This is a genomic window from Solemya elarraichensis gill symbiont (assembly GCF_002021095.1).
In the GTDB taxonomy this organism is placed as follows: Bacteria; Pseudomonadota; Gammaproteobacteria; order Chromatiales; family Chromatiaceae.
Genome location: NZ_MPRK01000141.1, coordinates 1 through 4,780, shown reverse-complemented (window position 1 = coordinate 4,780; position 4,780 = coordinate 1). Strand labels below are relative to the sequence as shown.

The following is a 4,780-nucleotide window of genomic DNA, read 5'->3' as shown; positions in this document are numbered from 1 at the left end:
GATTAATTCATATGTTCTGGATATTTATTTCTGCGTAGTTGAAAGTCTATCTACTTTTTATGCAACAAAAAAACGGGGCACAAAGGCCCCGTTTAGTGTCACACAGTTTCTAATCGGTAATGATTAGAAGTTGTGGATCATGCCGAATGAGAGGCCAGACTTGTCACTAGTCTCATTATCCGCATAAGCTGCGTAAGCAGAAGTACGCTTGCTCAGCGAGTGAGACAGGCCAATGCCCCAAGCATCAGTTTCGCCGCTGCTTTGATCATAATTAGCATAGTTGAGGACCACTTTGTTGTTGCCGAAGGTTGCACCTACAGCAGCACCGAGTGATTTGCTGTCTTCGCCATCATCATCTTCATAGGCCAGCGCAACGGTAAGATTGCTCATGGTGTAGCTGCCGCCGATCAAGAACTTGGTATTGCCGCTATCCAGATCTTCATAGCCAGCAGCCAGCTTCAGGCCGCTATTTTTGTACATGGCAGAAACAGACCACTTGTCAGCCAGACCGGTTTGTGTCGGAGTGTTTTCACCGGGTACGACTGCCCCAGCAAAAGTCAGGCCATTCATGTGAGGAGAAACGTAGGCGATAGCGTTACTCGCGCGCACTTCATCAAAACCGGCGTAGCTGTTCATGTCCATAATGGTGTCGCCCATCATGTCAATGCCGGTCGCGTAATAACCCATTTTGTAAGGCGTGTCATGGCGGCCATAGAGGAAAGTACCCCAGTCGCCGGTCAGGCCGATGTAGGCGTTACGTCCGTTTGGTGTGCCGCCGCTGTCTTTGCTCCATGCATTGCCATCAGCGAAGTCATAGCCGGTTTCGGCTTTCCAGATCAGGCTCATGCCGTTGCCCAAATCTTCGGTGCCCTTGAATCCGATGCGTGAAGCACGGGATGTGACTGACCATACGTTATCACTGCCATCGTCGATGTAATCAACAGAAACGTGGACTTTGCCGTAGATGGTAACGCCGGCATTGGCTGCGGGTGCTGCAACGATAGCGGCCGCGATAATTGATTTTTTCATGAAAACAATTCCTTTGTTCGATAAAGATTTGGGTATATGTATATACCTGTTTGTTGAGCGGAGCATCATGCTCAGGTCGCAGTATAGGTAACCAAATCTGCTACGGCAAGGAAAAATAGAGAAAAATACAACATTATTTTAAAATATCTCATAAACAATACACTCTGTACGTAAGTATAGGTTTATATTGGGCTTATTTTTGTAGTTTTCTAAATGAATTGGTGTGCTTCTGTATTATGCACACAGGTTTGGGATCGCCAATACAAGAGGGCAAATATCGATTTGAGAAACGCAAAAAAGCCCCGCAGGGCTTTTTACTTGATATGGCTGGGGAAGAGGGATTTGAACCCCCGTTGACGGAGTCAGAGTCCGTAGTCCTGCCGCTAGACGATTCCCCAAATGAAAAGGCCGAAGCCAAAGACTCCGGCCTTTTGCAGAAGGCTGCGAATTAACGCTTTGAGAACTGCGGACGCTTGCGCGCTTTGTGCAGGCCGACCTTTTTGCGTTCAACCATACGGGCGTCACGTGTCAGGAAGCCAGCTTTGCGCATTGTGCTGCGAAGCTCTTCATTGTATTCAACCAGTGCACGTGCAATGCCGTGGCGAATAGCGCCGGCCTGGCCACTGTTGCCGCCGCCACTGACAGTGATCTTGATGTCGAGCTTGTCGGTCATTTCGGTCATTTCGAGCGGCTGACGCACGATCATGCGGGCAGTCTCGCGGCCGAAGAAGTTCTCTGGCGTGCGGTTGTTGACAGTGATGGTGCCGTTACCGGGCGTGATGAAAACGCGAGCCGCTGATGTTTTACGACGACCTGTTCCATAATTATGGGCTTGTGCCATGCTGCTTACTCTTTTAATAATAAAGTTAGATTTCCAGCGCTTGGGGCTGCTGGGCTTTATGGGTGTGTGCCGGACCGGCGAAGACGCGCAGTTTCTTGAACATGGCGCGCCCCAGCTTGTTGCGTGGAAGCATGCCACGCACGGCGCTCTCGAGCACGCGCTCGGGGGCTTTCTGAAGCTGCTTTTCGAGTGAAATCGACTTCAGGTTACCTACATAGCCAGTGTGATGATGGTACATCTTCTGCTGCATCTTGTTGCCGGTCACGTGTACTTTCTCGGCGTTGACGACGACGATATAGTCACCTGTGTCAACGTGAGGCGTGTACTCGGCCTTGTGCTTGCCGCGCAGACGGCGTGCGATTTCAGTCGCCAGGCGACCCAGTGTTTTGCCTTCGGCATCCACGACATACCAGTCACGGCGTACTTCGGCAGGTTTTGCGCTAACGGTAGTCATCCGCTTGATCCTTAACAAAAATTCGATTTAGTTAATTGGCCCACACTAATCAATAGGAGGACCCCGCAGGGAATTTCCCCACGAAAGGGCGCGAATCTTACCGGATTAATCGGCAGATGACAACAGTTACGGGGAAAAGATCAGGATTCAGGGCGGAATGATATTTATAGGGGACGTAATTCTGAATCTTTATATAGTATGATGCTGCGAGATTAAGTGTACTTGGTTGATTTCTGATAATGGCGAAACAGAGTAGCAGTATTAATCTCTCATCCTTAATGGAAAAAGGACTCGCATATGCCGGGAAGGGCAATTACAAGCAGGCTCTTAAGCTGTTCGACAAGGTACTCGCGAAAGAGCCGGGGAATGCATCAGCCTGGTACAATAAGGCTCTGACCCTGAAATTTCTCAATCGCATCCCTCAGTCCCTGGACGCTTTTGACAAGTCATTGGCGCTAGCGCCGAATGATGTTGAAACCTGGTTTGCAAAAGGAGTGGCCCTGGCGGAAAACGATCAGCACAAGGCTGCACTAACATGCTATTTCAGGGCGCTGGAAGTTCGCCCGGACTTTAACCAGGTGTGGATGAACATCGGAATGGCTTACTCAGATCTAGGGAATCACGAAGATGCCCTTCAGTGGTATGACAAAGATCTTGGTGTCAGGCCACGGGATGCGGAAGTCTACCTGAACAAGGCGCTGTCTCTGGAACAACTGCAACGTAATGAAGAGGCGGCAGGGTGTTGCGAGACGGCCCTCTCTATCATGCCAAGTGATGCAGATGTATTAGTGAAATGCGCACACTTCTACCAGAAAAAGGGCGCACTTGAAGATGCGCTGCAATGCATTGAAACCGCGATGAGAATCGACCCAGATCAAGTTGGGCTGCAGGTGGGATATCTGTTAACAAAGATGAGGATGAGCGACTGGAGCGGATTCAACCAATTGCTTGGCACACTGTTGCCGATGGTGAAAAGGCATGAGTCTTTCATTGCGCCTTTCGCCTTGATGGAACTGGTCGATGAGCCCGAAATGCAGAGACAGGTGGCACAAGCTGAATCGCAGGCATTCAAGCTAGGCAAATTCGACATGGAGGTTTCAAGGAGTATCCAGGAGGGCGGGAAAATTTGTATTGGCTATTATTCTGCCGACCTCCGGGAACATCCAATGGCCCATCTCCTGGAAGAGGTCATTTCACTCCATGATCGAACGCGTTTCGAAGTTGTTGCCTTCTCTTTTAGATCCGGAAATGATGGCGATCCAATGCGACTCAGGCTTGAGAAGTCCTTTGACCGTTTTATTGACGTAATGAACTTGAGTGATGAGGATATCGTCACCATGTCGAGAGAGATAGGGGTCGATATCGCTATTAACCTAGGTGGCTATACTGCTTACACCAGAAATCAGGTCTTTGCTTATGGTGTTGCACCAGTGCAGGTCAATTACCTCGGATTTCCGGGGACCATGGCTGCAGACTTTATGGATTATATAATTGCTGATAAAACCGTTGTGACACAGAAGACAAGAAGGGAGGTCTCCGAATCTGTCGTGTACATGCCAGATACCTACTTTCCTCCGAGTAGACTGTATGAGGTTTCTTCTGAACCGCTTGACCGCATTGAAGAGGGACTGCCTGAATCGGGCTTTGTCTTCTGTTGTTTCAACCGTAATGAGAAGATTCTGCCGGCTGTATTTTCCAGCTGGATGCGAATTCTTGATGCTGTTCCAGATAGTGTTCTTTGGCTTTATACGGGTAAAAACAGGGGGACAGCAGAACGAAATTTGCGGAAAGAGGCTGAAAGAATGGGGGTTGATGGGGCACGCATTGTATTTGCACGACGTGTCGGACATGCTGAGCACCTCGCGCGTCACAGGCTTGCCGACTTGTTTCTGGATACGCTGCCCTACAACGCGCATACCACTGCAACTGATGCATTATGGATGAATTTGCCGGTTCTGACACACATTGGTAAGGCATTTCACGCCAGGGTAGCAGCGAGCCTGTTGCATGCTATTGAATTACCTGAACTAGTGGTCGTCACAACGGAAGAGTACGAGACGCGGGCAATCGAACTGGCAACAAGCAGCGACAAGTTACAGGCAATTCGAGACAAACTGGCGGCAAACAGGGATGAAAGCGCCCTGTTTAATACCGAAAGATATACTTCAAATCTGGACAAAGCATATCTGGAAATGATCGAGTGCCACCGGCGAGGAGAAAAGCCGACCGATATCGTAGTGGAGTCATGACACATGTCAAATTGTGTTGATTCTCCGCTATAGCGATGTAAGACTTAACGAACGAATTCCCTGTTAATTTAAACAAATCATCACTGTATGATGGCGGGCAACTCGCAGTAGCAATATGAAATCAATTGGTCAATTCATCAACTTTCTCCTCGCCATGGTCATGACCGGTGGCATGGTGGTGTCGCTTGGTGTCGCTTGGTGTCGCTT

4 protein-coding genes and 1 tRNA gene are annotated in these 4,780 nt (G+C 49.3%); 1 reads left to right on the top strand and 4 read right to left on the bottom strand.

Going from position 1 to position 4,780, the window contains the following annotated elements:
* Positions 1-123: 123 nt before the first annotated feature.
* The 4 genes from BOW51_RS07655 to rplM all read right to left on the bottom strand — a co-directional run bounded on the left by BOW51_RS07655 (position 124) and on the right by rplM (position 2,324).
* Positions 124-1,029, bottom strand: a complete 906-nt coding sequence (locus tag BOW51_RS07655; RefSeq protein ID WP_167367275.1) for a porin — start codon at positions 1,027-1,029, stop codon at positions 124-126.
* 324 nt (positions 1,030-1,353) lie between these two features.
* Positions 1,354-1,427, bottom strand: a tRNA-Gln gene (locus BOW51_RS07650).
* A 50-nt stretch (positions 1,428-1,477) separates the two neighbouring features.
* Complete coding sequence (rpsI, locus tag BOW51_RS07645; protein WP_078477165.1) at positions 1,478-1,870, bottom strand: 30S ribosomal protein S9; 393 nt, start codon at positions 1,868-1,870, stop codon at positions 1,478-1,480.
* Between the two features lie 25 nt (positions 1,871-1,895).
* Entirely contained in the window at positions 1,896-2,324 is a 429-nt protein-coding gene (rplM, locus tag BOW51_RS07640) for a 50S ribosomal protein L13 (RefSeq protein ID WP_078477164.1), read from the bottom strand.
* A gap of 239 nt (positions 2,325-2,563) precedes the next feature.
* Between rplM and BOW51_RS07635 the strand changes: the two genes are divergently transcribed.
* Complete coding sequence (locus tag BOW51_RS07635; protein ID WP_078477163.1) at positions 2,564-4,573, top strand: O-linked N-acetylglucosamine transferase, SPINDLY family protein; 2,010 nt, start codon at positions 2,564-2,566, stop codon at positions 4,571-4,573.
* Positions 4,574-4,780: the final 207 nt, after the last annotated feature.

Bases quoted from the DNA above. Each gene is read 5' to 3' on its own strand.
- BOW51_RS07655 (WP_167367275.1), bottom strand. From the start codon at position 1,029: ATGAAAAAATCAATTATCGCGGCCGCTATCGTTGCAGCACCCGCAGCC.
- BOW51_RS07635 (WP_078477163.1), top strand. From the start codon at position 2,564: ATGGCGAAACAGAGTAGCAGTATTAATCTCTCATCCTTAATGGAAAAA.
- rplM (WP_078477164.1), bottom strand. From the start codon at position 2,324: ATGACTACCGTTAGCGCAAAACCTGCCGAAGTACGCCGTGACTGGTAT.
- rpsI (WP_078477165.1), bottom strand. From the start codon at position 1,870: ATGGCACAAGCCCATAATTATGGAACAGGTCGTCGTAAAACATCAGCG.